Raw genomic sequence first — 26024 nt, 5'->3', positions numbered from 1 at the left:
CAGGCAGCTATTGTTTTGGTAGTAATGGCAGGGCGTGAACTGCCGTTGTCGTGTCGCGCGCTCGAGTGCGAGCGGCATCCAGTGCGGACTGTGGCCCGATGTCGGAACCTGCGCGCAGTGTCGAAAGTGTTCGGGCCGCCTTCTCAGTGCGCACATTTGCGGGCGGCTGGCGGAGCAAGCGGGTTGTCCGCGATCTCGGGTCCGTCTTGCTAAGAAAATTCGCTTAGCTCAGGAAACGCAGCAGCGTCCCAATACCCCATGCAGCAGCTTTTCGAGCGCCGGTCTTGAAGCGATTGGCACGACCAGCTATCCGTTGATGGCAAAGCCGCCGATCTGAAGACCGACTCAGCCAGAACGTGTCGTCGGGTGCGGCCCATTCGACGCCCGAGCGGCCAGTGGTTACACCCAGTCCGCCGCCTGCAGCTCTTTTTTGAAGTAGGCGTAGAACAGCGGCGCGGCCACCAGGCCAGGTGGGCCGAAGATCGCTTCCATCACGAACATGACCGTCAGCAACTCCCACACGCCCATATGGGTGCGGTGGCCGATCACCTTGGCGTTGATGAAGTATTCGGCCTTATGGATCAGCACCAGGAACGCCAGGCAGACCAGCGCGACGCTGGGGGAGACTGACAGGCCGACCAGGGTCAGCACGGCGTTGCACAGCAGGTTGCCCACGATCGGCACCAGCCCGGCCACGAACGTCAGCAGGATCAGCGCCATGGAATAGGGCAGCTTGTTGCCGGTCAGCGGCAACAGGACCAGCAGGAAGATGGCGGTCAGGCAGGTGTTGAACAGCGCGATCCAGAACTGCGCGACCACGATCTGGCGAAAGGTTTCACCAAACCGCGTCAGGCGCAGGTGCAGCTGCGCCGCCAGCGGGCGCAGGTCGAAGGCGCTGGGCCGCGCTGCCGCCAGCGCGCCGATCAGCAGCCCGACGTAGGCGAACAGCAGGCCGACCAGCCAGGCGCGCCCGGTGGTGGCCATGGCGCCAGCCTTGCTGGCCAGGTAGGCCGCGATGACGTGCTGGATCTCTGCCGCGCCTTCGGGCAGTTGGGTGGCCAGGTCGGTCGGCAGCTTTTCGCGGAATTCGAGCACCGTGCGGGCCAGAAACCCCAGCAGGTCGCGGTACACCGCCGGCGCATCCAGAATCAACCCGCGCGTGCGCGGCAGGGCGATGGCCAGCAGCAGCACCGGCAACAGCGCGACCACGGCGGCGGCAAAGCGCGGGGCCTCGCCATCCGGCGCGCGGGTCAGCACAGCCAGCTTGGGGCTGAACCAGCGTGTGCTCAAAAAGCCCAGACAGACGCACAGCAGACCCGGCAGCAGGCTCTGCCACATGATCAGCAGCAGTGCGCCCACCATCAGCACGTGGCTGGCCACCTCGGCAATGCGCTGGCGTGTCTCGGCGGGCAGACGGGTCATTGGCGGTGGAGCCGGTTGAGTCCAGGTTAGTTCAGGGCAATGCGGTGGAGCCGCTTAGCCCACCACGACCGCGGCGCCGCCTGCGCGCGGGGCGATGCGCCCGATGGTGTGCACGCTGTCGCCACCGGCGCGCAGTGCGGCCGCCACCGCGTCGGCCGCTGCCGGCGCGACGACCACGACCATGCCGATGCCGTTGTTGAAGGTGCGGTTCATCTCGGTGTCGTCGATGCCCGCCGTCTTTTGCAGCCAGGCAAACAGCTCGGTCTGCGGCCAGCTGCCCTGGGTCAAATGCGCAGCCAGGCCGTCGGGCAGCACGCGCGGGATGTTTTCAAGCAGGCCGCCGCCGGTGATGTGGGCCAGCGCCTTGATGCCGCCGGCCGTGGCCGTATTCGGGTGCGCGGCCAGCGCGGCCAGCACGTTCTTCACGTAGATGCGCGTGGGCGCCATCACGGCCTGGCGGAAGGGCACGCCGTCCAGCGTGGCGGGCAGGTCGGCGCCCGCGCGCTCGATGCACTTGCGCACCAGGCTGAAGCCGTTGCTGTGCACGCCGCTGGACGACAGGCCCAGCACCACGTCGCCCTCGGCCACATCGCGGCCGGTCAGGATCTTGGATTTTTCGACCGCGCCAACGCAGAAACCGGCCAGGTCGTATTCGCCGGCCGGGTACATGCCCGGCATCTCGGCGGTTTCGCCGCCGATCAGTGCGCAGCCGGCCAGCTCGCAGCCTTGGGCGATGCCGCCGACCACGGCCGCGGCCGTGTCCACATCCAGCTTGCCGCAAGCGAAGTAGTCCAGGAAGAACAGCGGCTCGGCGCCTTGCACCAGCACGTCGTTCACGCTCATGGCGACCAGGTCGATTCCGACGGTGTCGTGCACGTTCCATTCGAACGCCAGGCGCAGCTTGGTGCCCACGCCGTCGGTGCCGCTGACCAGCACCGGCTCCTGGTAGCGCTTGGGCACTTCAAACAGCGCGCCAAACCCGCCCAGGCCCGACAGCACGCCTTCGCGCAGCGTGCGCTTGGCCAGCGGCTTGATGCGCTCGACCAGCGCGTCGCCGGCGTCGATATCGACGCCCGCGTCTTTGTAGCTCAGGGGGGTAGGGGAAGCACTCATCGGGACAGGCGGTTCAGGCAGCGGGCGCAGCGATGCGCAAAAGGCGCCCGATTCAAGGCGCCGCGTAAAATCGAAGCTCGAATTCTAGGCGCTGCCTCCCGTTCTTTCCGGGACGCGCGGCGTCCGATTGAGGCCGCATGCCCTTGTTTGTTCCCCTGTTCGTTTCTTCCGTGCGCCAATGAAGCAGATTGCCCTGGACATCGGGCTGGCGCCGGAGCCCACGCTGGACGACTACTTGCCCGGGCGCAATGCCGAAGCGCTGCAGCACCTGCGCCTGTGGGCAGAAAGCGCCACGCGCTCGCCCGTGCCCACCTACATGTGGGGCCCGCCCGGCGCCGGTAAGACGCATTTGCTGCGCGGTGCGCGCGCCGCCCTGCTGGCGTGCGGGGCCGCCGTGGGCTGGCTGGACGCCGATGGGCCACCGCAACGCGGCTTTCAGGACGACTGGGACGCGGTGCTGATGGACGACGTCGACCGCTATAGCGCCGAGCAGCAGCACACCGCCTTCAACTGGTTCGTCAACGCCGTCGCGCCCGCGTCGGGCCGCCCGCGGGCGGTGCTGGCCGCCGGCGCGCTGCCGCCGGCCGACTTGTCGCTGCGCGACGATCTGCGCACGCGCCTGGCCTGGGGCCACGTGTTCGAGCTGCACATGCTGCCCGAATCCGAATGCCGCGCCGTGCTGCGCCGCGCGGCCGACGCGCGCGGCCTGTTCCTGTCGGACGACGTCATGGACTACGTGCTCGGCCGCTTTTCGCGCGACCTGGGCAGCCTGGTCGAGCTGCTGGACCACCTGGACCGCTACGCCCTGCAGACGCAGCGCGGCGTGACCATTCCGCTGATCAAGTCCATGCTGCAAAATGAGTAGCTGGCCGCGCCCGTGGCTGTAGCGCTAAACCCCGATTTTTATGATGAAACTGGCTCTCTTCGACCTTGACCACACGCTGATCCCGATCGATTCGGACCACGCGTGGGGCGAGTTCGCCACCCGCATCGGCTGGGCCGATCCGGTCGAATTCAAGCGCCGCAACGACGCTTTTTACGAGCAGTACAAGGCCGGCACGCTCGACATCCACGAGTACATCCGCTTCACCACCGAGCCGGTGCGCCGCCACGGCCCCGGCGCGTCGGCCGAGGCGCATACGCGCTTCATGCGCGAAGTGGTCGGGCCGGCCATCACGCCGCAGGCGCGGGCCCTGGTCGAGGCGCACCGCAAGGCGGGCGAGCAGATCGCCATCGTCACCGCCACCAACGAATTCGTCACCCGGCCGATCGCGCACAGCTTCGGCGTTCAGGAGCTGATCGCGGTCGAGTTGGCGCGTGGCCCTGGCGGCTGGTACAGCGGCGATATCGCTGGCACGCCGTCCTTCCGCGAAGGCAAGGTCACCCGCGTGGCCGAATGGCTGGCGGCGCGCGGGCGCGGCTGGGGCGATGTGGACATCACCTTCTATTCCGATTCGCGCAACGATCTGCCGCTGCTGGAAAAGGTGCAGCACCCCGTGGCCACCAACCCCGACGACACCTTGCGCGCCACGGCGCTGGCCCGCGGCTGGCGCATCCTTGAACTCTTCAAAGAACAACAATGATCAAGAACCTGATCGACAAGCTGATCGGCAAGGCCACTGGCAAGAACGGTAGCGGCGCAGCGCGCAAGCGGCTGGGCAAGCGGGTCGAAGTCGGCCCCGACGGCCATGGCATCAACCCGGCGCTGGTCGATGAGCGCGCCGCGGGCGTAGTGCGCACGCTGAAGGAGGCCGGTTTCGAGGCCTACATCGTTGGCGGCGCCGTGCGCGACCTGCTGCTGGGCCTCAAACCCAAGGACTTCGATGTGGCCACCAACGCCACGCCCGAGCAGGTCAAGGGGCTGTTCCGCCGCGCCTTCATCATCGGGCGGCGCTTTCGCATCGTGCACGTGGTCTACGGCCGCGGGCGCGAGCACGAGGTGATCGAAGTCTCCACCTTCCGCGCCAATGTGGACAACACGGCGGCCGAGCAAGTCAGCGGCAACGAGCGCACCGCCAAGGGCCAGCTGGCCACCATGAAGCACGCCGTGGACGCCAGCGGCCGCGTGCTGCGCGACAACGTCTGGGGCCCGCAGGACGAAGACGCCGCGCGGCGCGACTTCACCGTCAACGCCATGTACTACGACCCGGAATCGCGCGTCGTGGTGGACTACCACGGCGGCATCCCGGACGCGCAGAAAAAGCTGCTGCGCATGATCGGCGACCCAGCCACGCGCTACCGCGAAGACCCGGTGCGCATCATCCGTGCCGTGCGCTTTGGCGCCAAGCTGTCGGCGCTGGGTTTCAAGCTGGAGCCCAAGACCGCCAAGCCGCTGGTCGAAACCCTCAGCCTGCTGGGCGACGTGCCGCAAAGCCGCCTGTTCGACGAAATGCTCAAGCTGCTGCAGACCGGCCACGCGCTGGCCAGCGTCGAACAATTGCGCAAGCTGGGCGTGGGCAAGGGCATCTACCCGCTGCTGGACCTGGTGGTCGAACGCGCCGACCAGCCCTTCATCAAGGCCGCGCTGCAGGACACCGACCGCCGTGTGGGCGAGGGCAAGCCGGTGGCGCCGTCGTTCCTGCTGGCCTGCGTGCTGTGGCAGGACGTGCTGAGCGGCTGGAACGCCCGCCTGGCGCGCAAGGAGCACCCGTTCCCAGCGCTGCAGGACGCGATCGACGAGGTGTTCGACGCCCGCGTGGGCGACGTGTCGGGCCGCGGCAAGCTGGGCGCCGACATGCGCGAGATCTGGATGATGCAGCCGCGCTTTGACAAGCGCAGCGGCAATTCGCCCATCAGCCTGGCCGGCCAGCCGCGCTTTCGGGCCGGCTTCGACTTCCTGCGCCTGCGCGCCGACGTCGGTGAAGTCAGCGAAGAGTTGGCCGACTGGTGGCAGCAGTTCAGCATCGCGGACGACGGCGCGCGCGAAAGCATGGTGCACGAGCTGCGCGTCGAGCAGCAGCGCGCCAAGAAACAGGCTCCGCGCGTGCACCGCGTGCCAAAAGGGGCTGCGGCCCTGGATGGTACTGCGCAGCCAGCTACTAAAAAGCTAGCGAAGCGTGTGCCCGACAACAGCGACGCGCCAGACCATGACGACCACGGCTTCGACGACGGTGCCGATGAACGCGCCGACGCGCCGGCCAAGAAGCGCCGCCGCCGTCGCCGCAAGCCGGCAGGGGGTGGCGACCGCCCGGCGCCTGCTGCCGGCGCCGATTGAAGCCGGGGCGGGCTGCTGCGCCGCCCAGGTGCTCGCCCATTCATAGCCAGTCTGCCCGATGAGCCTGGACCCCGTACGCGAGGTCGTCACCGCCTACGTCGGCGTGGGCGCCAACCTGGGCGATGCCGCCGCGGCCGTCCGCCAGGCGCTGCAAGGCCTGGCGAACCTGCCGGCGACACGCCTGGTGGCCGCATCCCGCCTGTACGCCACCGCGCCCGTCGGTGCGGCAGGCCCCTATTACGTCAACGCCGTGGCCGCCATCGCCACGCGCCTGACTGCGCCGGACCTGCTGGACGCGCTCTTGGATCAGGAGCTGGCCGCCGGGCGCGAACGGCCGTACCGCCACGCGCCGCGCACGCTCGATCTGGACTTGCTGCTGTACGGCGACGCGCGCATCGACAGCCCGGCGCTGACGGTGCCGCACCCGCGCTGGCGCGAGCGCGCCTTTGTGCTGCAGCCGCTGGCGGATGTGGCGCCCGAGCGTGTGAGCGGTGCCGACCTAGCCGCGGTTGCCGATCAAGTCTGCACGCCATTCACGGACTGAATACCCCGTGCTCTCAGGTCGCGCACCGCGCGCGGAAGGCGCGGGTTGGCAGCAGGCTGCTGACAGGTTCTGACACACCGCCCGCCTAATGTCGTGGCCTTGTCCCTTCGGAGCTTCTCATGCGCCTGTACCACCATCCCCTCTCGTCCAACGCCCGCCGCGCCGTGATGGCGGCCTTGCATTTGGCGCCGCGCCTGCCTGAGCCGGTCGAACTGGTTCTGGTCGATCTGGCCCAGGGCGAGCATCGCCAGCCCGACTTTCTGCGGCTGAATCCGCAGGGCAAGGTACCGGTGCTGGTGGACGGCGATTTCGTGCTGACCGAGTCGCACGCGATCATGGAATACCTTGTCGAGCTCGCGCCGGGCCAGACCCTGTGGCCAGCAGACGTGCAGGCCCGCGCCGACGTCAACCGGTGGATGTTCTGGAGCGCGCAGCACCTGATGCCGCCGGTGGGCGTGCTGAACTGGGAGCGTTTCGTCAAGGGCCTGACCGGCGGCGGCGCGCCCGACGCCGCGCGCATAGCCGCGGGCGAGGCCGAATGCCGCGCTGCGCTGGCAGCGCTGGACAGGCACCTGAACGGGCGTACCTGGGTGGCGGGCGATGCGCTCAGCCTGGCCGATCTGGCGCTGGCCGCGCCGCTGATGCACGCGCAGACCGCGCGCTTGCCTCTGGGTGGGCTGCCGCACCTGGCCGCCTGGGCCGCGCGGGTGCAGGCGCTGCCGGCCTGGCAGCAGACCGAGGGCTGACGGTCGCTGGTGCATGGTCGCTGCCGCATGGTTGGTGCGCTGGCATGGCCGGGCAGCGACCGAGATGCGGCATGATCCTGCTCCCGCCCGACCGTGCCCTGGAGTCGCACCATGCAGTCGTTCACCTCCTTGCCCATCAGCGCCCAGACGGTGCTGCTGCTGGCCCTCAGCAACGTCTTCATGACCTTCGCCTGGTACGGGCACCTGAAGAACCTGACCACCGCACCCTGGTACGTGGCGGCGCTGGTGAGCTGGGGCATTGCGCTGTTCGAATACCTGCTGCAAGTGCCTGCCAACCGCATCGGCCACACGCAGTTCAGCGTGGGGCAGCTCAAGATCATGCAGGAGGTGATCACGCTCTGCGTCTTCGTGCCCTTCGCCGTGCTGTACCTCAAAGAGCCCATGAAGCTGGATTACCTGTGGGCTGCGCTGTGCATGGTGGGTGCGGTGTACTTCATCTTTCGCAGCGCGTGAGCCGCGCGCCGCCAGCGGATAGGCGGTACCGCACCGGGTTGGGGCGAGTGGTTCGGGCGGTTACATGAAAATGTCACAATTGTGGGTTAGACGAACACCCTCAGGCCAAGCCCCACACCCACCATGCTGTTCAGCAAACTGTTGCCCAAGGAGGGCAATTTTTTTGAGCTTTTCAACCAGCACGCCGAGCGGATCGTCGAGGCGGCGCAGGCGTTTGAGAACCTGGTTGCGCACTACAACGATCAGCAGCTGCGCGAGAAGTACAACCAGGAAGTGGACAACGCCGAACGTGCGGCCGACCGTGTGACGGAAGAGGTCAACCGCCTCATCCACACCACCTTCATCACGCCGATCGACCGCGAGCAGATCCATTCGCTGATCAACCAGATGGACGACGTGGCCGACCTGCTGCAGGACTCGGCCGAGACCATGGCGCTGTACGACATCCACCACATGACGGAGGAGATCACGCGCCTGACCGACCTGGCCGTGAAGTGCTGCGAGCGCGTGCAGGCGGCGGTCAAGCTGCTGAGCCGGCTGGCCGACCCCGGCACGGCCGAGGCCGCGCTGAAGACCTGCGAAGAGATCGACCGGCTCGAGTCCGACGCCGACCGCGTGATGCGCAGTGCGATGAGCCGCCTGTTCCGACACGAGCCGGACGTGCGCGAACTGATCAAGCTGAAAGCCATTTACGAGTTGCTGGAATCGATCACCGACCGCTGCGAAGACGTGGCCAACCAGATCGAAGGCATCGTGCTGGAAAACTCCTGACGGCGGCCTGGCGCGCTGCGGCCCGGGCCGCGCGCACCACCGCTGCATCCGTGTCGCCTGCGCGCCTGTCAGCGCGCCTACGGCGGCGGAAACACTCTCAAAGAACCTTCAACGCTCCATGGAAACCGTCCAAGCCGCCCTCTGGGTCGTGATGCTGCTGGTCGCACTGGCGATCGCGTTCGACTTCATGAACGGCTTTCACGACGCCGCCAACTCGATCGCCACGGTGGTGTCCACCGGCGTGCTCAAGCCCACGCAGGCCGTGGTGTTTGCCGCCTTCTTCAACTTCATCGCGATCTTCATCTTCCACCTCAGCGTGGCGGCCACGGTCGGCAAGGGCATCGTGCAACCAGGGGTGGTGGATACGCACGTGGTGTTTGGCGCGCTGATCGGCGCCATCACGTGGAACGTGATCACCTGGTACTACGGCATCCCCAGCAGTTCGTCGCACGCGCTGATCGGCGGCATCGTGGGCGCGGTACTGGCCAAGTCCGGCGCCAGCGTGCTGATCGCCGGCGGCATCCTGAAGACGGTGGCTTTCATCTTCATTTCGCCGCTGCTGGGCTTTCTTTTCGGCTCGCTCATGATGGTGGCGGTGGCCTGGATCTTCCGGCGCACACGGCCCAGCAGGGTCGACAAGTGGTTCAGGCGCCTGCAACTCGTGTCTGCCGGCGCCTACAGCCTGGGCCACGGCGGCAACGATGCGCAGAAGACCATAGGCATCATCTGGATGCTGCTGATCGCCACCGGCTACTCGGCCGCCAGCGACGCCTCGCCGCCCCTGTGGACCATTATCAGCTGCTACATGGCCATTGCGGCGGGCACCATGTTCGGTGGTTGGCGCATCGTCAAGACCATGGGCCAGAAGATTACCAAGCTCAAACCCGTGGGCGGCTTCTGCGCGGAAACGGGCGGGGCGGTCACGCTGTTCATCGCCACGGCGCTGGGTATTCCGGTGTCGACCACGCACACCATCACCGGCGCCATCGTCGGCGTGGGCTCCACGCAGCGGGCCAGCGCGGTGCGCTGGGGCGTGGCCGGCAACATCGTGTGGGCGTGGGTGCTGACCATTCCGGCCAGCGCCTTCGTGGCAGCGGTGGCCTACTGGGTCAGTCTTGCAATTTTCTGATCGGCCGTCAGCTATCTTTTATATAGCTGCCTGCGCAGATGGTTGTAGCGCGGAAGGCTGATTGGGCTTGAAACGCTGGCCCTATTGCGAGATCTTGCGCGCCTCTTCGATCTGGTATTCGAAGTAGCGCTGGAAGCTGAACGCCAGCGAGGCCATCAGCACCGCGGTGCCCACCATCAAGGCGACCGCAATCCCGACCACCGTGAACCAGTTGGTGCGCCCGGGCAGCGCTTCGGGGTCGGCACCGGGGTTGAAGCGGGCGTTCCATTTCTCCGGCGTCATCAGCCCGTAGATGATGGCCATGAGTGCGCAGGCGGCGATGGCGAAGCCCAGCATCGGGATCAGCAGCCAGCTCCACAAATCGTCCTGACCGTAGGTCTGCACACGCTCGATACCGTACAGGCCCAGCGCGGTAGGGATCGGCAGCAGCCAGCCCATCAGGTCACCAAAGCCGCGCAGGTAGAAGCGGTGCAGCCCGAGTGGGCCGCCGAAGAAGGTCAGCCACGTGGCGAGGGTTTTGTTCTTTAGGCGCATGGCTGGCCTTTCGGTGCTGTTGCGGCTGCATCGGCGGGCAGCGCGGCGCCGGCGCCGATGGCTTTCTCCATCAGCACGATGTCGAGCCAGCGGTTGAACTTCCAGCCACAGGCAGAAATGGTGCCCACATCGGCAAAGCCCATGGCGCGGTGCAGTCCCACCGATCCGGTATTGGCGGAGTCGCCGATCACGGCGATCAGCTTGCGCACACCGGCCGCCTGGGCCGCTCGCTCCAGCTCGCTCAGCATGGCGCGCCCCAAACCGCGCGTTTGCACATCGGGGTGCAGGTAGATCGAGTCCTCGGCCGAAAAGCGGTAGGCCGCACGCGGTTTGAACCAGTTGCAGTAGGCAAAGCCGACCACCTGACGCTGGGCGTCCTCGGCCACCAACCAGGGCAATTGGCGGGCCAGTACGTCCTGGCGACGCTGGGCCATGTCGGCCTCGGTCGGCGGCTCGGTCTCGAAAGTGCCCGTGCCGTGCAGCACGTGGTGGGTGTAGATGGCGGTCACGGCAGCGACGTCCTGGTCGGTGCTTGGGCGAATCAGCGGCATGGCTTCAAGAAAAGCAGGGCGGAGGGACAGAAAAATGGGTCGGATGGACGAAAATCGCTTGTAAACGGCGCAAAAACGCGACATCGTCCGGCCCGGTCGGCACAAGGGCAGCGCACTGCACCGCACGGACAGCCTATAATCATAGGCTTTTCGATGTGTCGCTGGCCGGGTGGCCATGTCGCGTGTCTCAACATCGGAAGAATCAGGTGCCCCAGCCTCCAGCCCCAACCCGAGGTCGCCGGCGCCGAATCACCACCCCAGGATATTCAACAACATGGTCGTTATTCGTCTCTCGCGCGGCGGCGCCAAAGCCCGTCCCTTCTACAACATCGTCGTGGCCGACAAGCGCGTTCGCCGCGATGGCCGCTTCATCGAGCGCGTGGGTTTCTACAACCCCGGCGCCGTCGAAGGTGAAGAAGGTCTGCGCGTGGCCCAGGACCGCCTGAGCTACTGGACCGGCGTTGGCGCCCAGATGTCGCCCACCGTGGCCCGTCTGGTCAAGCAGGCCGCCAAGGCCGCCCCAGCTGCTGCCTGATCGCCCGATGACCCCCGGCGCACCGGAGCCGGCCGAATTGCCACCCGACGCGGTGGAGGTTGGCCGCGTACTGGACGCTTGGGGCATCAAGGGCTGGTTCAAGATCCAGCCCTACAGCGCCTCGCCCGAGGCGCTTTTTTCTTCCCAACGCTGGTTTCTGCAGCAGCCCGAGCGCGGTGCGCGGCATTTCAGCGGTACCGTCAGCCTGTCGATCAAGCAGACGCGCGAACACGCCGACACCGTCGTCGCCAGCGCACACGAGGTGCCGGATCGCACCGCGGCAGAGCAGCTCAAGGGCGCGCGCATCTTCATTGCCCGATCGTCCTTCCCGACACCGGAAGAGGGCGAGTACTACTGGGTCGACCTGATCGGCTTGCCGGTGGTCAACCGCGAAGGGGTGGCCTTGGGCCACGTGACCGACTTGATGGCCACCGGCCCGCAGCAGACGCTGGTGCTGGGCTACGAGGCAAACGGCAAGCAGCTGGAGCGCCTGATTCCGTTCGTGGACGCCTATGTCGATGAGGTCGACCTGGCGGGCAAGCGCATCACGGTGGATTGGCAAGCGGACTATTGACTGAGGCCCGCATGTGGCGAGAGCACTTACGCATCGACTGGAGGGTGCTTCTTTTCGCACTGTTCGGCTGCTATTTCCTGCCGTGGCTGGCCTCGGGGGTTGTGTTAAGCAACTTCGTGGATTGGGGTGAACAGGGTCGCGTTTCTGTCCTTGGCGGGTTGGTGTGGCTAGGACATTTCCTGCTCATGCCCGTCTTATCCGGGTACTTCACCGCGCGGTTCGCTAGAAATCGCCCTCAGCTTCATGTGGCCATGGTCGCGGTCTTGGGGCCGCTTTTTCTGTTGGCCCTAACTTCATCCAAGTTTGGATCGAATTGGTTCGTTGTCGTCTACATGATGGTGATGGCGCTGTGCTGCGCATTCGGGGCATTTGTTGCCTTTCGCACTCACACGCGAAAGTAGTTGCAGCCCCCGACGGTGCACCTAACGCGGCGTCACCTGGACGAAGATCTCGTTGGGCCTGACCATGCCCAGTTCCATGCGCGCCTTCTCCTCAACCATGCCGAGGCCCGCTTTCAGGTCATCCACCTCTGAGCCGAGCTGGTCGTTGGCCAGTCGCGCCTGGTTGTTGCTGGCCTTTTGCTGATCGACTTTGCGCTGCAGGGACGTCACATTGGGCACGCTGCCACGCCCAAACCACAACTGCGCGTGGACGACGACCAGCAGCACGATCAGGACGGCTGGGACTGCGCGGTTGGACATGCGGAGGGTGGCTTTTTCAGGAACGGCTTTGCTATGAGTTTAATAGAACTCCGCGCAGATTGTAAAACGGCTGGCGCGGAGTGTGGCATGTTGCACAGTCCTGTGGACAGGTTCCAGAGGCGATCATCTGTTCACTGGGTGGAGTAAAGCACGGTGGTTTTCCCACCCAGCGTGTCGCTCAGCGCAGGTTGTAGAACGCCGCGCGGCCGGGGTAGACGGCCATGTCGCCCAGGTCTTCTTCGATGCGCAGCAGCTGGTTGTACTTGGCCATGCGGTCCGAACGCGACAGTGAGCCGGTCTTGATCTGCCCGGCGTTGGTGCCCACGGCAATGTCGGCAATCGTGCTGTCTTCGGTCTCGCCCGAGCGGTGGCTGATCACGGCGGTGTAGCCGGCGCGCTTGGCCATTTCGATGGCCTGGAAGGTCTCGGTCAGTGTGCCGATCTGGTTGATCTTGATGAGGATCGAGTTGGCGATGTGCTTGTCGATGCCTTCCTTCAGGATCTTGGTGTTGGTGACGAACAGGTCGTCGCCCACCAGCTGCACCTTGTTGCCGAGCTTTTCGGTCAGCAGCTTCCAGCCGTCCCAGTCGCCTTCGTGCATGCCGTCTTCGATGCTGATGATCGGGTACTTGTCGCACCAGGTCGCCAGCATGTCGACCCACTGCTGAGCCGACAGCTTCAGGCCGCCTTCGCCTTCCAGCACGTACTGGCCGTCCTTGTAGAACTCGCTGGCCGCGCAGTCCAGGGCCAGCACGATGTCCTGTCCGGGCGTGTAGCCGGCCGCGCTGATGGCGTCCAGGATCAGCTGGATGGCCGCCTCGTGGTTGTCCACGCTCGGGGCAAAGCCGCCTTCGTCGCCCACGGCCGTGCTCATGCCCTTGCCGTCGATGATCTTCTTGAGCGCGTGGAACACCTCGGCGCCGTAGCGCAGGGCTTCGCGGAAAGAGGGCGCGCCCACCGGGACGATCATGAATTCCTGCAGGTCCAGGCTGTTGTTGGCGTGGGCACCGCCGTTGATCACGTTCATCATCGGCACCGGCAGCTGGTTGCCGTTCATGCCGCCGAAGTAGCGGTACAGCGGCAGGCCCGATTCTTCGGCCGCGGCGCGGGCCACGGCCATCGACACGGCCAGCATGGCGTTGGCGCCCAGGCGGCTCTTGTTGTCGGTGCCGTCCAGGTCGATCAGGGTCTTGTCGAGAAAGGCCTGCTCGCTGGCGTCCAGGCCCAGTACCGCTTCGCTGATCTCGGTGTTGATGTGCTCGACGGCTTTGAGCACGCCCTTGCCCAGGTAGCGCGCTTTGTCGCCGTCGCGCAGCTCGATGGCTTCACGGCTGCCGGTGGAGGCGCCGCTGGGCACGGCGGCGCGGCCCATCACGCCGGACTCCAGCAGCACGTCGCATTCGACGGTGGGGTTGCCGCGGCTGTCCAGAATTTCTCGGCCGACGATGTCAACGATGGCGCTCATGGTGGTGCTCGATTCTCAAGAGTTGCAAATGAAATCGGCCGCCCGTCCCACGGGGGATTGCGCAGGCAGCTACTAAATCAGGAGTAATGGGTGGTCGTTCCGGTGGGCGCGCCGGACTGGGCGCGCATCGGAGCGCCAGGCTTACATGCCTTCGACGGCGACCAGGCGCATGATGGCCGCACCTTCGCGCGCTTTGCGCGCTTTCAGGTATTCGACCGAGTCGTAGAAGGCCTTGGCCGCATCAAAACTGGGGAATTTGGCGACCACCACGCGGTCCGGCTGCCAGTCGCCTTCCATCACCTCGACCTGGCCACCGCGCACGCAGATCTCGGCGTTGTGGGCGGCAAACGCAGCCGTCGACCACTTCTTGTATTCCTCGTACTGCTCGGGGTTGGTCACTTTGACGTTGGCGATGATGTAGCCGCTGGGCATGAGGTGATCTCCTGGATGGTTGGAATGGGATGAATCGGGGGCAGGGCGCACAGCGCCGAGCCGCGTCAGAACTGCTGGATGCGATCTTCCAGAAAGCCGCCTTGCCGCGCCTGGCGTTTGGCAATTTCGTCCAGCGCCTTCAGCGTTTCGAGCAACTCGCGCATGTGCGAGAGCGGCACGGCGTTGGGGCCGTCGCTCAGTGCATGCGCCGGGTCGGGGTGCGTTTCCATGAAGACGCCGGCCACGCCCACGGCCATGGCGGCACGCGCCAGCACGGGCACGAATTCGCGCTGGCCGCCGCTGCTGGTGCCTTGGCCACCGGGCAGTTGCACGCTGTGCGTGGCGTCGAACACGACCGGCGCATTCGTCTCGCGCATGATCGCCAGGCTGCGCATGTCCGACACGAGGTTGTTGTAGCCAAAGCTGGCACCGCGCTCGCAGGCCATGAAGGCGTCTGCGGTCAAGCCTTTTTCGGCCGCGGCGGCGCGCGCCTTGTCGATCACGTTCTTCATGTCGTGCGGCGCCAGAAACTGCCCCTTCTTGATGTTGACCGGCTTGCCCGACTGTGCACAGGCGCGGATGAAGTCGGTCTGGCGGCACAGGAAGGCGGGGGTCTGCAGCACGTCGACCACGCTGGCCACGTGCGCCACTTCGGCCTCGGTGTGCACGTCGGTCAACACGGGCACGTTCAGTTCGCGCTTGACCTTGGCCAGGATGTCCAGGCCTTTGTCCATGCCGGGGCCGCGAAAGCTGGTGCCCGAGGAGCGGTTGGCCTTGTCGTAGCTGCTCTTGAAGATGAAGGGGATGCCCAGCTCGCCGGTGATCTCCTTGAGCTTGCCGGCCACGTCGACCTGCAGCTGCTCGGACTCGACCACGCAGGGCCCGGCGATCAGGAAGAACGGCTGCGTGGGCCCGACGTCAAAGCCGCACAGCTTCATGACACGGCCTTCAGCTTGCCCGTGCCTTCACCAGCGCCGGCTTCGGCCTGGTGCGCCAGTGCGGCCTTGACGAAGGCGTTGAATAGCGGGTGACCGTCCCAGGGCGTGCTTTTGAACTCGGGGTGGAACTGCACGCCGATGTACCAGGGGTGCACGTTGGCGGGCAATTCAACGATTTCGGTCAGTTGCTCGCGCTGGGTTAGCGCGGAGATCACCAGGCCCGCTTCGCGCAGGCGGTCGAGGTAGTTGACGTTGGCTTCGTAGCGGTGGCGGTGGCGCTCGGTCACCACATCGCCGTAGATGCTGTGCGCCAGCGTGGCGGGCGACACGTCGGAGCTTTGCGCGCCCAGGCGCATGGTGCCGCCCAGGTCGGACTTTTCGTCGCGCTTCTGGATGCTGCCGTCGGCGTTCTTCCACTCGGTGATCAGCGCGATCACCGGGTCGGGCGTGGCCGGGTCGAATTCGGTGCTGTTGGCCTTGGGCAGACCCGCCACGTGGCGCGCGTATTCGATGGTCGCGACCTGCATGCCCAGGCAAATGCCCAGGTACGGCACCTTGTGCTCGCGTGCGTAGCGTGCGGTGGCGATCTTGCCTTCCACCCCGCGCTGGCCAAAGCCGCCGGGCACCAGGATGGCGTCGTACTGGCCCAGTTGGCCCACCGTGGCGGGCGTGATGGTTTCGGAATCGATGTGGTCGATCTTGACGCGCGCATCGTTGCGCATGCCGGCGTGGCGCAGGGCTTCGTTGACCGACTTGTAGCTGTCGGACAGTTCGACGTACTTGCCGACCATGGCGATGCGCACTTCGTGCTGCGGGTGCTCCACCTCGTGCACCAGCGCGTCCCAGCGCTTGAGGTTGGCCGGTGGCGTGTTCAGGCGCAGCTTGTCGCAAATCAGGCCGTCCAGACCTTGCTCGTGCAGCATGCGCGGCACTTTGTAGATCGTGTCCACGTCCCACATGCTGATCACGCCCCATTCGGCCACGTTGGTGAACAGGCTGATCTTCTCGCGCTCTTCGTCGGGGATTGGGCGGTCCGCGCGGCACAGCAGCGCGTCGGGCTGGATGCCGATTTCGCGCAGTTTCTGCACCGTATGCTGGGTCGGCTTGGTCTTCAACTCGCCGGCCGCTGCGATGTAGGGCAGGTAGGTCAGGTGCACGAAGGCGGCGTTGTTGGGCCCGAGCTTCAGGCTCAGCTGGCGCACGGCTTCCAGGAAGGGCAGCGATTCGATATCGCCCACCGTACCGCCGATCTCGGCAATCGCCACATCGGCCGCACCGGCCGAGCCGTAGCCCGCGCCGCGCTTGATGAAATCCTGGATTTCGTTGGTGACGTGCGGGATTACCTGGACCGTCTTGCCCAGGTAGTCGCCGCGGCGCTCTTTTTCGAGCACGCTTTTGTAGATCTGGCCGGTGGTGAAGTTGTTGGCCCGCTTCATCCGCGTGGTGATGAAGCGCTCGTAGTGGCCCAGGTCCAGGTCGGTTTCAGCGCCATCGTCGGTGACGAACACCTCGCCGTGCTGGAACGGGCTCATGGTGCCCGGGTCGACGTTGAGGTAGGGGTCCAGCTTGATCAGCGTGACCTTGAGGCCGCGCGATTCCAGGATCGCAGCGAGGGAGGCCGAGGCGATTCCCTTGCCCAGGGAAGACACCACACCACCGGTGACGAAGACAAGTTTGGTCATTTCGTGAACGGACAAGCGCGTGTCCGCCGGGTGGGAAATTGCGATTGTAGCGAAGCGGGGCGCGCCGCGATCCGGGCTGCCGCCATTCCTCAGCGGGTGTGAGGGGGCTCTGCTACATTGCCCGCCATGAATGCTCAAGCCCATAACACCGAGCTGGCGGGGCGGCACATCTTGCTCGGTTTGACCGGCGGTGCGGCCTGTTTCAAGGCGGCGGAACTGTGTCGCTTACTGATCAAATCCGGCGCCACGGTGCAGGTGGTGATGACCGAGGCAGCGTGCCAGTTCATCACGCCGGTGGCGATGCAGTCGCTGTCAGGGCGGCCGGTGTTTGTGTCGCAGTGGGACGCGCGGCCGGACAACAACATGGCGCACATCAACCTCAGCCGCGAGGCCGACGCCATGCTGATCGCGCCGACCAGTGCCGACTTCATCGCGCAGCTGGCGCAGGGGCGGGCGGCCGATTTGCTGTCCCTGATGTGCTTGGCGCGGCCGATTGACCGTGTGCCGCTGCTGCTGGCGCCGTCAATGAACCGCGAGATGTGGGCGCACCCCACCACGCAGCGCAACCTGCAGCAGGTGGCGGCCGATGGTGCCGACGTGCTGGGCGTGGCGCATGGCGACCAGGCCTGCGGCGAATTCGGCGACGGCCGCATGCTGGAAGCGGCCGAGATCCAGGAAGAGTTGATCGCCTTCTTCGCGCCCAAGTCGCTGTTGGGCCAGCACGTGCTGGTCACGGCGGGCCCGACGTTCGAGGCCATCGACCCGGTGCGGGGCATCACCAACCTGTCGAGCGGCAAGATGGGCTTTGCGATTGCGCGCGCGGCGCGAGAGGCGGGCGCTGAAGTGACACTGGTGGCCGGCCCGGTTCATTTGCCCACGCCGCGCGGGGTGCGCCGCATCGATGTGGATTCTGCAAGAAATATGCTCGCAGCCGTTGATGGATCTGCGAAGGAAGCTACGATTTTCATAGCAACGGCAGCGGTGGCCGACTGGCGGCCAGCCAACGCGGCCGAGCACAAGATCAAGAAGGATGGCTCGGGTGAAGTGCCGCAGATGCAGTTTGTCGAAAACCCCGACATCCTGGCTGGCGTGGCGCGTTCGCCGCGCGCGCAGTCGGGCGAGCTGTACTGCGTCGGCTTTGCCGCCGAAAGCGAAAACTTGGAAGCCAACGCCCAGGCCAAGCGCGTGCGCAAGGGCGTGCCGCTGCTGGTCGCCAACATCGGGCCGTCGACTTTTGGCAAGGACGACAACGCGCTGCTGCTGGTCGACGACGAAGGTGTGTCCCAATTGCCGCACGCCAGCAAACGCCTGCTGGCGCAACAACTGGTGGCCGAGATCGCGCGCCGTGTGACGGGGATGAGTGCATGAAACTGGACGTCCGCATTCTGGATGAACGCCTGCGCAGCCAGCTGCCGGCCTACGCCACGCCGGGCAGCGCCGGGCTGGACCTGCGCGCCTGCCTGGACGCCCCGCTGACGCTGGCGCCCAACGCCTGGCAGCTGGTGCCGACCGGCATGGCGATTCACTTGGCCGACGCGGGTTACGCGGCGATGATCCTGCCGCGCTCCGGGCTGGGGCACAAGCACGGCATCGTGCTGGGCAACCTGGTCGGGCTGATCGACAGCGATTACCAAGGCCAGCTGATGGTCAGCGCCTGGAACCGCAGCGACGTGGCCTTCACCATCGAGCCGATGGAGCGCATCGCGCAGCTGGTGATCGTGCCGGTGGTGCAGGCCAGCTTTAACGTCGTGGACGACTTCGCCGCTGAATCGGCGCGCGGAACGGGTGGGTACGGCTCCACAGGGCGTGGTTGAACTGCGAAGCAACGCTGCGCCCGGTTTCCGCGTGCAGGTCGGCGAGTTGTTCTGGATGCATCATGAACCCGATCGGGTTGTAGGTCGCGTCTGACGCGAGGCTCGCCTGGGTACTTACGTTTGCTGAGGACTTGTGACCGCGGCTTTACCTGCCAGACGTAGTTCCAATGGGCAGGTTGTGTTTAATCGGGCACGACGGGCAAGTTGACCATCGGTGGCTTGCCTGACTCAGATGTCCGAGATTTTTTGGAGAGAACTCATGCCCATCCCAACCCGACTGATTTCTTCCGTGGGTGCTGCCAGTGCCGCATTGCTGTTGGCAGCCTGTGCCGCGCCTTACCCGCAGCAAAGCGGTTATCCCCAACAGGGCTATCCCCAGGGGGGCTACCCGCAGCAGCAAGGTCAGGGCAACTACGCCCAGTTTGGTCGCGTGACCAACGTCGAGTACCTCCGAGGTGGTCAATCGCAGGGCGTGGCCGGCGCTGTAGCAGGCGGCGTTGTTGGCGGCTTGGCTGGCAACCAGGTGGGCGGCGGCAGGGGTCGCACCGCGGCGACCGTGGTCGGTGTGGTCGGCGGCGCGCTGATCGGCCGCGCCATCGAGCAAAACATGAACCGCAACAGCGGTCAGGACTACTACCGCGTCACGGTGCAGATGGACAACGGCTCCATGCGCAGCTTCGACTACGCTCAGGCACCCGATGTGCGCATCGGCGACCGTGTGCGTGCAGACGGCAATCAGCTGTACCGCTGATTCTGACGGGGCGTACAACACCTCGGCAGGCATGAAAAACGGCACCCGCGGGTGCCGTTTTCTTGATTTCCGTATCCCTCAGTGCAATTCGGTGCCGCCCGGCGCCAGCGGTTGCAGACGGAAAAAGCCCGTGCCAACCGACCCATTCTCGACTTCTGCCTCGGTCGCTTCACGCACCGCCACCACCTTCAGATCGAGTCGAAGCGAAATTCCTGCCAAAGGATGGTTGCCATCCAGCACGGCATGTTCTGGATAAAGCTCGGTGACCGTGAGCAGCGCTTCAGGCGTGGCGCCCTTCACGACGTCCGCGGGCAGCGAGCTGGCTTCCAGCAGCATGCCCTCTTCGATCGACTCCGGCAGCGTGGCGCGGGGTGCCAAAAACACCTGGTTCTCGTCGTAGTCGCCGAAAGCGTCTTCCGGCTCCAGATTGAGGTGCAACTCAGCGCCGGCTTCGTGGCCTTGCAAGGCGCGGTCGATCGCTGGCAACAAGTCGTCGCCGCCCACCAGAAACTCGACCGGCTCGTCCAGTTCGTCGAGGTTATCGCCAAGGCTGTCCTTGAGCTTCCAGGTCAGCGCGACCACGCAGGGTGAATGTATTTCCATGCGCTGATTGTCTCACTGCAAGCTGGGCGGCGGCCGAGTTGCGTATGCTTGCCAACCATGGATGTGAACCAACCTCAGACCCTGCTGGGTGGGCTATCTCCCGCCCAATTCATGAAGCGGTACTGGCAAAAGAAGCCCCTGCTGGTGCGTCAGGCCATTCCTTGCTCCACGCCGCTGGTTTCACGCGCGGATTTGTTCGCCATGGCGGCCGACGAGTCGGTCGAATCGCGCCTGATCACGCAATCAGGCGGCTGGCGATTGCGCCGAGGCCCGCTGACGCGCCGATCGTTGCCACCGCTGAATGAGCGCGAGTGGACGCTGCTGGTGCAGGGAGTCGATCTCCACGACGACGCTGTCCATGGCTTGATGCAGCAGTTTCGCTTCGTGCCGGACGCGCGGCTGGACGACATCATGATCAGCTTTGCAACCGATGGCGGCGGCGTCGGTCCCCATTTCGACAGCTACGACGTGTTTCTGCTGCAGGCGCACGGCCAGCGCCGTTGGCGCATCGGACGGCAGAAAAACCTCCGTCTTGTCGATGGTCTGCCACTGAAAATCCTGGCCGAATTCGAGCCGGAAGAAGAACATGTCCTGGAGCCGGGCGACATGCTCTACCTACCGCCCCGTTGGGCCCACGACGGAGTTGCCCTAGGTGAATGCATGACGTATTCCATCGGCTTTCGCCAGCCGGCGAGCGGTGAGGTGGCGCAGGAACTGCTGGGTCGGCTGGCCGAGGAGGCGCGCGAACTGGTCGGCGATGCCGCGTACCGCGATCCGTCACAGCCCGCCGTCAGCGCTCCGGGCGAGGTGCCCGCGGCCATGCGGGACTTTGCACGCGACGCGCTGGCGCGCGCATTGGAGGATCCTGGTCTGTTGGCTATGCTGATGGGGGAATGGTTGACGGAGCCCAAGCCCAGCGTCTGGTTCGAGCCGCCAACCGGTTTGGTAGGGCCGCTGCAGGGCGTGCGCCTTGACCGGCGCACCCGTATGCTCTACGACGAAGACCATGTGTTCATCAACGGCGAAGGCTTCAGTGCCTCTGGTCGAGACGCGCGAACCATGCGCTTGCTGGCCGACCAGCGCCGTCTGGATGCCAAAGGCGTGAAGGCCTTGAGCGCGGGTGCGCGGTCGCTGTTGCAGCAATGGTGCGATGCGGGGTGGATCCATGCCGAATGAGCCAATGACCGACGAGCCGGGCCGATTGCCCGACGGCGCCTTCCTTGGGCGCGAGGCGTTTCGGGCCAGCGTCAGCGCGGCTTTCCTGATGGCTGAGCGGGCAGGCTGGCGTGAAATGATCATCAGCGATGCCGATTTCGAGGATTGGCCGCTGAACGAGCGCGCCTTGGTCGACGCCTTGGGCAAATGGATCCGCCAAGCCGACAGGTTTGTGATGCTGGCGCGAAATTACGACAAGGTCGTTCGTCTCCACCCGCTGTTCACGGAATGGCGCAGGTTCTGGTCGCACAAGATCGATTGCCGCATCTGCTCGCATGCCGGTCCGCAGGATATGCCCAGTGCGCTGTGGTCGCCCGAGTGGGCACTGGCGCGCGCCGACACCATGCGCAGTACAGGCACCAGCGGGTCCGAGCCGGAGCGCCGCGTCGCTCAGCGCCAGGCACTCGATGAGTGGCTGAAGCGCAGCACACCTGGTTTTCCTGCGACGACGCTGGGTTTGTGAAACTTTGTTTATTCGTGGCGCACGTACATCAGGGTTTGTAGCGATTGCATCTTTGGTCGCTATAATTTCAGGTTGAGCGGGAGTAGGCGAAGGGCTTCTTTCCGCTTTTCATTTGGTCGGGACGATGGCATTTTGATAATGCAGCGCTCTGATTCTTCTTCTGATAACTATTCTGATTTTCATAGAGGACCTTTGACATGAATAAATCGCTCGTTCTGGCCGCCCTGATCGCCGCTGCTTCGCTCGCCGCCTGCGGCAAGAAGGAAGAGGCTCCTGCGCCTGCTCCGGAAGCGCCTGCTGCCGCTGCTGCCGCTGATTCCGCTGCCAGCGCCGCCGACGCCGCCGCGAGCGCAGCTGACTCTGCTGCCACCGCCGCCGGCAACGCTGCCAGCGCCGCCGGTGCTGCTGTGGACGGTGCTGCGTCTGCCGCTGGCAATGCCGCGTCGGCCGCTGGTGCCGCCGTGGGTTCTGCTGCCGATGCCGCTGGTGCCGCCGCCGCCGCCGCTGTGGGTGCTGCCGCCAGCGCTGCCGCTGACGCTGCTACCGCCGCTGCCAGCGCTGCCAGCAACTAATAGGCGCCAACTGGGCAGGGGGCGAATCGACCCCTTGTCTCAGCTTGGATGCTAGAGAGAGAGCCACCTTCGGGTGGTTTTTTCTTTGGGACGTGCCAGGACTGCCAAGGCCATGCTGGCCTCGTCGTCTCGTCGGGCGTTTTGGCGTGAACTTTATGAAGGTGCTTCAGCGAGGTACTCGGTCATCAAGCCCTGGGCCGCCACACTACACCGTCAACCATCCTTCGACCATGCCCTGGCGCTCGGCCACCAGGACATCCTCCGGCGCGCTGCCGAGCGCCTCAGCAAAGGCCGTACGTGCCAGTACCGGCAGATTGTTGCGCTCGCTCAGGTGCGCGGCGACGACCGTGTTCAAGGCGTCGTGTCGCAAGGACACCAGTGCCGCGGCGGCCTGCTCGTTGCTGAGGTGGCCATGCAGACCACTCACGCGCCGCTTCAGAAAAGGCGGGTAGCGCGACGCGGCGAGCATGGCTGGATCGTGGTTGCTCTCTAGCATCAGCGCATGGCAGCGCGCCAGACAGGCCACGACGTAGGGCGTGACGTGGCCCAGATCGGTCAGCACCCCGAGATCGCGCGCGCCGTCGCTGCAGCGCAACTGCAGCGGCTCGCGTGCGTCGTGAGGCACGGTGAAAGGGCGGATCTGTAGCGCGCCAACGGCCAATGTCTGTCCGTCGCGCGCGGTGTACGCCGGGCCCTCGTAGCCGGCCTCTCGCAGCGCGAGCAGAGTGCCGGCGCTGCCCCACAGGGCGACGCCGTGGCGCTGCGCCAGCAGGGGCGCGCAGCCGACATGGTCGCCATGTTCATGGGTGATGAAGACCGCGTCGAGCTCGTCGGCACTCAGTCCGCAACGGGCGAGGGCGGCGCCCAACTGTCGCCAGCCCAGACCGCAATCGACGAGCACCAGGGTGCGGCTCAGGCCGTCGCGGGCTTCAACCAGTGTGGCGTTGCCAGCGCTGCCGCTGGCAAGGTTGCGAAAGCGAAGCAAGACAGCAGGTCAGGAGGCGATGCGCGGCACGAAACGGCCGCGCGCGCCGCTTATTTCAATTCGTCGGCCAGCACCCGCATGATGCGCTGAGCATCGGCCTGCGGCGCGGGCGCGCCGTTACCGTCCATGACGTTGACCACGCTGCCCTGGCCTTGGCCGCGCACCACTATCTGGTACTTGGTGGTCGGCAACTGCTTGCTGGCGCCGCCGAACAGCTTGCCGAAGAAGCCGGGCTCCTGTTTTTCGACCTTCGGGTCGATGTAGCGCACAAAGTAGATGCCCTTGCTGCGGTCGCGGTCCTCCACGGTGAAGCCGGTCCGGTCGAGCGCCAGGCCGACGCGGCGCCAGGCGCGGTCGAAGTCCTCGTTGACCTGCACCGTCGGCTGTCCGCCGATCGAGGCCACTGCGGCTTGCGGCGCAGCCTTGGTTGCAGCGCCGGTACTGGCCAGCATGGCCTTCGATTCCTCTTGCGACACCCCCAGCTTGACCATCATGCGGCGCAGGAACTCGGCCTCCAACTCGGGGTCGCGGGCGCGCGGCTGCCAGATCGTGCTGTCTTTGCGTGCCGACGAATACACCTCTTCCATGCCGCGGTGCGTGACGAAGATGTCGGTGCCGCCGTCAGCACTGCGCTCCAGGCGCGTGCGGAAGCGGTCCCGCTCGCCGGTGGAATACAGCGAATCGAACACCTTGCCGATGGTGTTGCGGATGAAGTCCTGCGGGATTTTGGCGCGGTTTTCGGCCCAGTCGGTTTCCATCAGGCCGATGTTGGCCTGATCCACCGCCAGCAGAAAGCCGCTTTCGAGCCAGAAGTCGCGCACTGGGCCCCACAACTGGTCTGGCGATCGGCCGATGTGCAGCCACCGCTCGCCGCCATCGCGCTTGAATTGCACGTCGGCGATGGCGTTGGCGGCGGCTTGGGTGCCGGTGGTTTGCGTCGCGGCCTGGCCGGCCTGGTAGCCGCTGGCGGTGACCACGCCGCTGTTGCCGCCCGCGTTGTAACGGGTCTGGCCAGGCAGTTGAGTCAAATCGGGCGGGACTTCCAGCGCCACGCCGCGGCCGGCGGTCTTGTAGTCGATCTTGTCGGGCTCGAGCATCGAGCAGGCGCTCAGTGCCATCACGGCCGTGGAGCCCACGAGGGCCAGGGAAATTCGGCGATCAGCAACTTTCACGTGTGCGTTCCTTTGGAGGGAAATCGGGCGCTGGCCCTACATCAATCTGCGCGACCAGCTAGCAAAATCAGAGCAAGCCGGCGCTTTTCAGGGCGGCTTCGACCACCGGCTCATTGGCCGTCGACAGCGGCGTCATGGGCAGGCGCATGGTCGGGCCGCACAGGCCCATCCGCGCCATCGCCCACTTCACGGGGATCGGATTGGCTTCGACAAACAGCTGCTTGTGCACCGGCATCAGCTTGAACTGGATGTCCATCGCCTTCTGGCGATCGCCGGCGATGGCGGCCACGCACAGCTCGTGCATCAGACGCGGCGCCACGTTGGCGGTGACGCTGATGTTGCCCTGGCCGCCGCACAGCATCAGCGCGACGGCGGTGGGGTCGTCGCCGGAATAGACGGCAAAGTTCTTGGGCACGTCGCGGATCAGCCACTGCGCGCGCTCGATGTTGCCGGTGGCTTCCTTGATGCCGACGATGCCCGGCACCTGCGCCAGGCGCAGCACGGTGTCGTGCAGCATATCGGCTACGCTGCGGCCGGGCACGTTGTACAGCACCATGGGCAGGTCGCCCACGGCTTCGGCGATCGCCTTGAAGTGCTGGTACTGGCCCTCTTGCGTGGGCTTGTTGTAGTAGGGCACGACCTGCAGCTGGCAGTCGGCGCCGACCTTTTTGGCGTAGCGCGCCAGCTCGATCGCCTCGGCCGTCGAGTTGGCGCCGCAGCCGGCCATGATCGGCACGCGGCCCTTGGCCTGCTCGACCGACACGCGGATGATTTCCTGGTGCTCTTCGACGTTCACCGTGGGCGATTCGCCCGTGGTGCCCACAACGCCGATGCAGTCGGTGCCTTCGGCGATATGCCAGTCGATGAGTTGGCGCAGCGTGGGGTAGTCAACGCTGCCGTCTTCATGCATGGGGGTGGCCAGCGCAACGATGCTGCCAGTGATGGGGGTCATGGATGGCGAGGAATTCGGCGGAAAACGCGCATTTTAGTGTGCTGGCACCGGTTCTGTAACAGTGCCGCGGGGAAAGCGCAGTGGTTTAAGAGTCAGCTCAGCGGATAACGTTCCACGGGCTGGTCGGCGGCGCTCGCGGGGATCGGCGTGCGGACGGCGGCAATGCGCTGGATGAAGCGTTCCGGCGCGTCGACAAACCCGTCTTCGTAGGCGATGACGCGCCAGTCGGGGCGCCCGCACCAGCGCAGCAATTCGCCGGGCTGCAGCAGGAAGTCCGGGCGCGACGGCTTGCCGACGGTTGCATTGCCGGCCGCGAAGGTCTCGTAGATCAGCACGCCGCCTTCGGCAACGCTGTCGAGCATGGTGGGCATCAACGGGCGCCACAGGTAGTGGGTGACGACCACGGCGCCAAAGCGGCGGCCGGGCAGGGGCCAACTGCCCGATTCGATATCGGCCTGCAGCACCTCGCCCAGGCCTTGCAGCGCGGCGATGGCCTCTGCATCCCGGTCGACGCCGGTCAGGCGAAAGCCCTGTTCGGCCAACCAGCGCAGGTGGCGCCCATGGCCGCAGGCCACATCCAGCACGCTGGCGCCGGGCGCGATCAGCGGGGCGAAGCGGCGCACCCAAGGTGATGGCGCCTGGCTGCCATGGGCGGTGGAAGAAGACATGGTC

30 protein-coding genes are annotated in these 26024 nt (G+C 65.8%); 16 read left to right on the top strand and 14 right to left on the bottom strand.

All coding sequences use genetic code 11. The features are described from left to right. Positions 1-399 precede the first annotated feature (399 nt). Both FVQ98_RS01125 and purM read right to left on the bottom strand, forming a co-directional pair. Positions 400-1422 carry an AI-2E family transporter gene (locus tag FVQ98_RS01125; RefSeq protein WP_147911574.1) on the bottom strand — a complete coding sequence of 341 codons (1023 nt, stop codon included), beginning with the start codon at positions 1420-1422 and terminating at the stop codon, positions 400-402. A gap of 54 nt (positions 1423-1476) precedes the next feature. Further along, entirely contained in the window at positions 1477-2535 is a 1059-nt protein-coding gene (purM, locus tag FVQ98_RS01120) for a phosphoribosylformylglycinamidine cyclo-ligase (protein WP_147911573.1), read from the bottom strand. Positions 2536-2713: 178 nt separating this feature from the next. Here purM and hda point away from each other — a divergent pair, with 178 nt between their 5' ends. The 8 genes from hda (at position 2714) to FVQ98_RS01080 (ending at position 9413) form a co-directional block, all read left to right on the top strand. After that, the gene (gene hda, locus FVQ98_RS01115; protein ID WP_147911572.1) at positions 2714-3400 is read left to right on the top strand and encodes a DnaA regulatory inactivator Hda; all 687 of its coding nucleotides are present in this window, start codon (positions 2714-2716) and stop codon (positions 3398-3400) included. 43 nt (positions 3401-3443) lie between these two features. After that, positions 3444-4118: a histidinol-phosphatase gene (locus tag FVQ98_RS01110; RefSeq protein WP_147911571.1), complete on the top strand. Its 675-nt coding sequence runs from the start codon at positions 3444-3446 to the stop codon at positions 4116-4118. After that, on the top strand, positions 4115-5749 hold the full coding sequence (gene pcnB / locus FVQ98_RS01105) for a polynucleotide adenylyltransferase PcnB (RefSeq protein ID WP_147911570.1): 1635 nt from the start codon (positions 4115-4117) through the stop codon (positions 5747-5749). Before FVQ98_RS01110 ends, pcnB begins: the two co-directional genes overlap by 4 nt. A gap of 58 nt (positions 5750-5807) precedes the next feature. Further along, positions 5808-6293: a 2-amino-4-hydroxy-6-hydroxymethyldihydropteridine diphosphokinase gene (gene folK, locus FVQ98_RS01100; protein WP_147911569.1), complete on the top strand. Its 486-nt coding sequence runs from the start codon at positions 5808-5810 to the stop codon at positions 6291-6293. A 119-nt stretch (positions 6294-6412) separates the two neighbouring features. Continuing rightward, the gene (locus FVQ98_RS01095; RefSeq protein ID WP_147911568.1) at positions 6413-7039 is read left to right on the top strand and encodes a glutathione S-transferase family protein; all 627 of its coding nucleotides are present in this window, start codon (positions 6413-6415) and stop codon (positions 7037-7039) included. 111 nt (positions 7040-7150) lie between these two features. Further along, complete coding sequence (locus tag FVQ98_RS01090) at positions 7151-7513, top strand: DMT family protein (RefSeq protein WP_147911567.1); 363 nt, start codon at positions 7151-7153, stop codon at positions 7511-7513. 123 nt (positions 7514-7636) lie between these two features. After that, positions 7637-8284 carry a DUF47 domain-containing protein gene (locus FVQ98_RS01085; RefSeq protein WP_147911566.1) on the top strand — a complete coding sequence of 216 codons (648 nt, stop codon included), beginning with the start codon at positions 7637-7639 and terminating at the stop codon, positions 8282-8284. A 118-nt stretch (positions 8285-8402) separates the two neighbouring features. Continuing rightward, on the top strand, positions 8403-9413 hold the full coding sequence (locus FVQ98_RS01080; RefSeq protein WP_147911565.1) for an inorganic phosphate transporter: 1011 nt from the start codon (positions 8403-8405) through the stop codon (positions 9411-9413). Between the two features lie 81 nt (positions 9414-9494). Here FVQ98_RS01080 and FVQ98_RS01075 read toward each other — a convergent pair whose 3' ends face one another. Both FVQ98_RS01075 and FVQ98_RS01070 read right to left on the bottom strand, forming a co-directional pair. Continuing rightward, positions 9495-9947 (bottom strand): TM2 domain-containing protein, encoded by a 453-nt coding sequence (locus tag FVQ98_RS01075; RefSeq protein WP_147911564.1) that lies wholly within the window; start codon positions 9945-9947, stop codon positions 9495-9497. Beyond that, a complete protein-coding gene (locus FVQ98_RS01070; protein WP_147911563.1) occupies positions 9938-10498 on the bottom strand; it encodes a GNAT family N-acetyltransferase in 561 nt (186 codons plus the stop codon). Before FVQ98_RS01070 ends, FVQ98_RS01075 begins: the two co-directional genes overlap by 10 nt. A gap of 274 nt (positions 10499-10772) precedes the next feature. On the opposite strand from FVQ98_RS01070, the gene rpsP reads away from it, so the two are divergent. Then, positions 10773-11033 carry a 30S ribosomal protein S16 gene (gene rpsP / locus FVQ98_RS01065; RefSeq protein WP_147911562.1) on the top strand — a complete coding sequence of 87 codons (261 nt, stop codon included), beginning with the start codon at positions 10773-10775 and terminating at the stop codon, positions 11031-11033. A 7-nt stretch (positions 11034-11040) separates the two neighbouring features. Next, complete coding sequence (gene rimM, locus FVQ98_RS01060) at positions 11041-11607, top strand: ribosome maturation factor RimM (protein WP_147911561.1); 567 nt, start codon at positions 11041-11043, stop codon at positions 11605-11607. 422 nt (positions 11608-12029) lie between these two features. Here rimM and FVQ98_RS01055 read toward each other — a convergent pair whose 3' ends face one another. The 5 genes from FVQ98_RS01055 to FVQ98_RS01035 all read right to left on the bottom strand — a co-directional run bounded on the left by FVQ98_RS01055 (position 12030) and on the right by FVQ98_RS01035 (position 16825). Next, a complete protein-coding gene (locus FVQ98_RS01055; RefSeq protein ID WP_147911560.1) occupies positions 12030-12308 on the bottom strand; it encodes a septum formation initiator family protein in 279 nt (92 codons plus the stop codon). Positions 12309-12486: 178 nt separating this feature from the next. After that, complete coding sequence (gene eno / locus FVQ98_RS01050; RefSeq protein ID WP_147911559.1) at positions 12487-13773, bottom strand: phosphopyruvate hydratase; 1287 nt, start codon at positions 13771-13773, stop codon at positions 12487-12489. Between the two features lie 141 nt (positions 13774-13914). After that, positions 13915-14205, bottom strand: coding sequence for a DUF1330 domain-containing protein (locus FVQ98_RS01045; RefSeq protein WP_147911558.1), 291 nt, complete (start codon positions 14203-14205; stop codon positions 13915-13917). A gap of 65 nt (positions 14206-14270) precedes the next feature. Then, positions 14271-15143, bottom strand: a complete 873-nt coding sequence (kdsA, locus tag FVQ98_RS01040) for a 3-deoxy-8-phosphooctulonate synthase (RefSeq protein WP_147911557.1) — start codon at positions 15141-15143, stop codon at positions 14271-14273. Beyond that, positions 15140-16825 carry a CTP synthase gene (locus tag FVQ98_RS01035; RefSeq protein ID WP_147911556.1) on the bottom strand — a complete coding sequence of 562 codons (1686 nt, stop codon included), beginning with the start codon at positions 16823-16825 and terminating at the stop codon, positions 15140-15142. Before FVQ98_RS01035 ends, kdsA begins: the two co-directional genes overlap by 4 nt. 126 nt (positions 16826-16951) lie before the next feature. Between FVQ98_RS01035 and coaBC the strand changes: the two genes are divergently transcribed. From coaBC to FVQ98_RS01020, 3 genes are all read left to right on the top strand, one after another. Beyond that, complete coding sequence (gene coaBC / locus FVQ98_RS01030; protein WP_147911555.1) at positions 16952-18193, top strand: bifunctional phosphopantothenoylcysteine decarboxylase/phosphopantothenate--cysteine ligase CoaBC; 1242 nt, start codon at positions 16952-16954, stop codon at positions 18191-18193. Beyond that, a complete protein-coding gene (gene dut, locus FVQ98_RS01025) occupies positions 18190-18639 on the top strand; it encodes a dUTP diphosphatase (protein ID WP_147911554.1) in 450 nt (149 codons plus the stop codon). The genes coaBC and dut overlap by 4 nt, the downstream gene beginning before the upstream one ends. A 259-nt stretch (positions 18640-18898) precedes the next feature. Then, positions 18899-19390 carry an outer membrane lipoprotein gene (locus FVQ98_RS01020; RefSeq protein WP_147911553.1) on the top strand — a complete coding sequence of 164 codons (492 nt, stop codon included), beginning with the start codon at positions 18899-18901 and terminating at the stop codon, positions 19388-19390. 78 nt (positions 19391-19468) lie between these two features. Here FVQ98_RS01020 and FVQ98_RS01015 read toward each other — a convergent pair whose 3' ends face one another. Continuing rightward, a complete protein-coding gene (locus tag FVQ98_RS01015; protein WP_147911552.1) occupies positions 19469-19993 on the bottom strand; it encodes an FKBP-type peptidyl-prolyl cis-trans isomerase in 525 nt (174 codons plus the stop codon). A 57-nt stretch (positions 19994-20050) separates the two neighbouring features. Here FVQ98_RS01015 and FVQ98_RS01010 point away from each other — a divergent pair, with 57 nt between their 5' ends. From FVQ98_RS01010 to FVQ98_RS01000, 3 genes are all read left to right on the top strand, one after another. Beyond that, a complete protein-coding gene (locus FVQ98_RS01010; RefSeq protein ID WP_147911551.1) occupies positions 20051-21169 on the top strand; it encodes a cupin domain-containing protein in 1119 nt (372 codons plus the stop codon). After that, complete coding sequence (locus tag FVQ98_RS01005; RefSeq protein ID WP_255507560.1) at positions 21159-21671, top strand: hypothetical protein; 513 nt, start codon at positions 21159-21161, stop codon at positions 21669-21671. Before FVQ98_RS01010 ends, FVQ98_RS01005 begins: the two co-directional genes overlap by 11 nt. Before the next feature lie 197 nt (positions 21672-21868). After that, positions 21869-22243, top strand: coding sequence for a hypothetical protein (locus FVQ98_RS01000; RefSeq protein WP_147911550.1), 375 nt, complete (start codon positions 21869-21871; stop codon positions 22241-22243). Positions 22244-22448: 205 nt separating this feature from the next. Here FVQ98_RS01000 and FVQ98_RS00995 read toward each other — a convergent pair whose 3' ends face one another. The 4 genes from FVQ98_RS00995 to FVQ98_RS00980 form a co-directional block, all read right to left on the bottom strand. Further along, positions 22449-23228: an MBL fold metallo-hydrolase gene (locus FVQ98_RS00995; RefSeq protein WP_147911549.1), complete on the bottom strand. Its 780-nt coding sequence runs from the start codon at positions 23226-23228 to the stop codon at positions 22449-22451. A gap of 50 nt (positions 23229-23278) precedes the next feature. After that, the gene (bamC, locus tag FVQ98_RS00990) at positions 23279-24346 is read right to left on the bottom strand and encodes an outer membrane protein assembly factor BamC (protein ID WP_147911774.1); all 1068 of its coding nucleotides are present in this window, start codon (positions 24344-24346) and stop codon (positions 23279-23281) included. Positions 24347-24467: 121 nt separating this feature from the next. Next, entirely contained in the window at positions 24468-25352 is an 885-nt protein-coding gene (gene dapA, locus FVQ98_RS00985) for a 4-hydroxy-tetrahydrodipicolinate synthase (RefSeq protein WP_147911548.1), read from the bottom strand. Between the two features lie 92 nt (positions 25353-25444). After that, complete coding sequence (locus tag FVQ98_RS00980) at positions 25445-26020, bottom strand: class I SAM-dependent methyltransferase (RefSeq protein ID WP_147911547.1); 576 nt, start codon at positions 26018-26020, stop codon at positions 25445-25447. Between the last annotated feature and the right edge of the window lie 4 nt (positions 26021-26024).

The sequence above is a fragment of the Ottowia flava genome (assembly GCF_008017535.1).
GTDB lineage: Bacteria > Pseudomonadota > Gammaproteobacteria > Burkholderiales > Burkholderiaceae_C > Ottowia > Ottowia flava.
The sequence above is the reverse complement of the archived record's forward strand: the minus strand, read 5'-3'. Positions and strand labels throughout refer to the sequence as shown.

Bases quoted from the DNA above. Each gene is read 5' to 3' on its own strand.
- rimM (WP_147911561.1), top strand. From the start codon at position 11,041: ATGACCCCCGGCGCACCGGAGCCGGCCGAATTGCCACCCGACGCGGTG.
- FVQ98_RS01080 (WP_147911565.1), top strand. From the start codon at position 8,403: ATGGAAACCGTCCAAGCCGCCCTCTGGGTCGTGATGCTGCTGGTCGCA.
- FVQ98_RS01085 (WP_147911566.1), top strand. From the start codon at position 7,637: ATGCTGTTCAGCAAACTGTTGCCCAAGGAGGGCAATTTTTTTGAGCTT.
- FVQ98_RS01070 (WP_147911563.1), bottom strand. From the start codon at position 10,498: ATGCCGCTGATTCGCCCAAGCACCGACCAGGACGTCGCTGCCGTGACC.
- eno (WP_147911559.1), bottom strand. From the start codon at position 13,773: ATGAGCGCCATCGTTGACATCGTCGGCCGAGAAATTCTGGACAGCCGC.
- rpsP (WP_147911562.1), top strand. From the start codon at position 10,773: ATGGTCGTTATTCGTCTCTCGCGCGGCGGCGCCAAAGCCCGTCCCTTC.
- FVQ98_RS01075 (WP_147911564.1), bottom strand. From the start codon at position 9,947: ATGCGCCTAAAGAACAAAACCCTCGCCACGTGGCTGACCTTCTTCGGC.
- FVQ98_RS01055 (WP_147911560.1), bottom strand. From the start codon at position 12,308: ATGTCCAACCGCGCAGTCCCAGCCGTCCTGATCGTGCTGCTGGTCGTC.
- FVQ98_RS01020 (WP_147911553.1), top strand. From the start codon at position 18,899: ATGCCCATCCCAACCCGACTGATTTCTTCCGTGGGTGCTGCCAGTGCC.
- FVQ98_RS00980 (WP_147911547.1), bottom strand. From the start codon at position 26,020: ATGTCTTCTTCCACCGCCCATGGCAGCCAGGCGCCATCACCTTGGGTG.
- FVQ98_RS01125 (WP_147911574.1), bottom strand. From the start codon at position 1,422: ATGACCCGTCTGCCCGCCGAGACACGCCAGCGCATTGCCGAGGTGGCC.
- bamC (WP_147911774.1), bottom strand. From the start codon at position 24,346: ATGGCACTGAGCGCCTGCTCGATGCTCGAGCCCGACAAGATCGACTAC.
- kdsA (WP_147911557.1), bottom strand. From the start codon at position 15,143: ATGAAGCTGTGCGGCTTTGACGTCGGGCCCACGCAGCCGTTCTTCCTG.
- hda (WP_147911572.1), top strand. From the start codon at position 2,714: ATGAAGCAGATTGCCCTGGACATCGGGCTGGCGCCGGAGCCCACGCTG.
- dut (WP_147911554.1), top strand. From the start codon at position 18,190: ATGAAACTGGACGTCCGCATTCTGGATGAACGCCTGCGCAGCCAGCTG.
- FVQ98_RS01110 (WP_147911571.1), top strand. From the start codon at position 3,444: ATGAAACTGGCTCTCTTCGACCTTGACCACACGCTGATCCCGATCGAT.
- FVQ98_RS01045 (WP_147911558.1), bottom strand. From the start codon at position 14,205: ATGCCCAGCGGCTACATCATCGCCAACGTCAAAGTGACCAACCCCGAG.
- FVQ98_RS01005 (WP_255507560.1), top strand. From the start codon at position 21,159: ATGCCGAATGAGCCAATGACCGACGAGCCGGGCCGATTGCCCGACGGC.
- FVQ98_RS01090 (WP_147911567.1), top strand. From the start codon at position 7,151: ATGCAGTCGTTCACCTCCTTGCCCATCAGCGCCCAGACGGTGCTGCTG.
- purM (WP_147911573.1), bottom strand. From the start codon at position 2,535: ATGAGTGCTTCCCCTACCCCCCTGAGCTACAAAGACGCGGGCGTCGAT.
- pcnB (WP_147911570.1), top strand. From the start codon at position 4,115: ATGATCAAGAACCTGATCGACAAGCTGATCGGCAAGGCCACTGGCAAG.
- FVQ98_RS01015 (WP_147911552.1), bottom strand. From the start codon at position 19,993: ATGGAAATACATTCACCCTGCGTGGTCGCGCTGACCTGGAAGCTCAAG.
- folK (WP_147911569.1), top strand. From the start codon at position 5,808: ATGAGCCTGGACCCCGTACGCGAGGTCGTCACCGCCTACGTCGGCGTG.
- FVQ98_RS01010 (WP_147911551.1), top strand. From the start codon at position 20,051: ATGGATGTGAACCAACCTCAGACCCTGCTGGGTGGGCTATCTCCCGCC.
- FVQ98_RS01095 (WP_147911568.1), top strand. From the start codon at position 6,413: ATGCGCCTGTACCACCATCCCCTCTCGTCCAACGCCCGCCGCGCCGTG.
- dapA (WP_147911548.1), bottom strand. From the start codon at position 25,352: ATGACCCCCATCACTGGCAGCATCGTTGCGCTGGCCACCCCCATGCAT.
- FVQ98_RS01035 (WP_147911556.1), bottom strand. From the start codon at position 16,825: ATGACCAAACTTGTCTTCGTCACCGGTGGTGTGGTGTCTTCCCTGGGC.
- coaBC (WP_147911555.1), top strand. From the start codon at position 16,952: ATGAATGCTCAAGCCCATAACACCGAGCTGGCGGGGCGGCACATCTTG.
- FVQ98_RS01000 (WP_147911550.1), top strand. From the start codon at position 21,869: ATGAATAAATCGCTCGTTCTGGCCGCCCTGATCGCCGCTGCTTCGCTC.